We start from the raw sequence: 1196 nt of genomic DNA, 5'->3' as shown, positions 1-1196 counted from the left end.
ATCGTCGTATTCAGCACTATGGCTCCGACCTCTCGTAGTGAAAGGTCGGAGCCATAGTGCTGAATCCTGCATCTCTACGTGCAGGCGGGTTCAGGGTCTGCAGGTAGAGACGGTGTCACGGCCCCGTTGGTTGGCGGGGCGGGGCGGGTTCGGTCAGGTCGTGATGGTGTCGTTGCCGTCGCCGACATCGGTGACGACGTCGTTGCCGGCGCTGCCGGTGAGGGTGTCGTTGCCGTTGCCGCCCTCGATGACGTCATCGCCGGGGCCGCCGGTGATGGTGTCGTTGCCGTTGCCGCCGTCGATGACGTCACCGAACGCGGTGCCGGTGATCGTGTCGTTGCCGTCGAGGCCCAGGATCGTCTTGCCCGGGCTGGCGTTGGTGCAGTCGATGGTGTCATCAGCGCTGGTTCCGGTCACCGTCGTGGCGGTCTGGGTCACTCCGACACTGACGACGCACGGGACGAAGGGGCCCGGGTACTCCACGACGGGCGGGAGCGCGCATCCGGTGACCGGGCTGGCGACGAAGTCGCCGCCGACCTGCAAGACCCCGGCCTTGTAGGGTGCCGCCTTCCAGTTGAGGGTGCCGTCGTGGTTCTTGAGGTGGTTGGCCGCGCCGGCCTTGCTCACCGTGATCGCCACGTACGGGTTCGTCGCCGACCCCGTGCGGTGACAGATCGTCACCTTGTCAGTCGATGAGTGGGGGGCCTGGTTAGCAGAGGCCACGCCCACGAAACTGGCAAACATCACACCGGCCACCCCAAGGGTGGCGAACGCTCGGCTACGCATCATTCTGCTTCCTTCTTCGCTGACCGGTGTCAACGTGAAGTTCGTTCCGGAGTCGTACACGCTTGGCGGCAGAGTGCCGGGGCGCTCGTGCATCTGGACCTGCGCCAGCAGAGGGACGACCGAGATGCCCAGGTGGACCGTGAATCCGTGATGAAGGAGTCATGCTCGGTGAGTTCGCTGAAGTGTGTTGCCCCTCATGTCGGAAGGTATCGGAAGAACTGGGAACAAGCAAGTTGGCCGCTACCCGGTGGTAAGTGAGTCCCACGTCGCCCGGGACTGACGGCGGTTGGATGCGTGAGCCCGGGTAAGGGGGCCAAGGGCCCGGCAGGGATCAACTCCAGGATTGGGCTTCGGGGGTCAAGCTTGGTGAGGTGACCACCGGTGTGTCCGATGAGGCACTGGCCGAGAAG

The 1196-nt window shown here is 64.8% G+C and carries 1 protein-coding gene; it reads right to left on the bottom strand.

All coding sequences use genetic code 11. The annotated features are described in order from the left end of the window. Positions 1 to 153: 153 nt before the first annotated feature. Positions 154 to 879: a calcium-binding protein gene (locus BLW04_RS25585; RefSeq protein ID WP_091548475.1), complete on the bottom strand. Its 726-nt coding sequence runs from the start codon at positions 877 to 879 to the stop codon at positions 154 to 156. Between the last annotated feature and the right edge of the window lie 317 nt (positions 880 to 1196).

Origin of the sequence: Modestobacter sp. DSM 44400 (assembly GCF_900107175.1) — a bacterium.
Classification (GTDB): domain Bacteria; phylum Actinomycetota; class Actinomycetes; order Mycobacteriales; family Geodermatophilaceae; genus Modestobacter.
This window is presented reverse-complemented; position numbering and strand designations above follow the sequence as displayed.

Coding starts and splice junctions, on each gene's coding strand:
- BLW04_RS25585 (WP_091548475.1), bottom strand. CDS start 879: ATGCACGAGCGCCCCGGCACTCTGCCGCCAAGCGTGTACGACTCCGGA.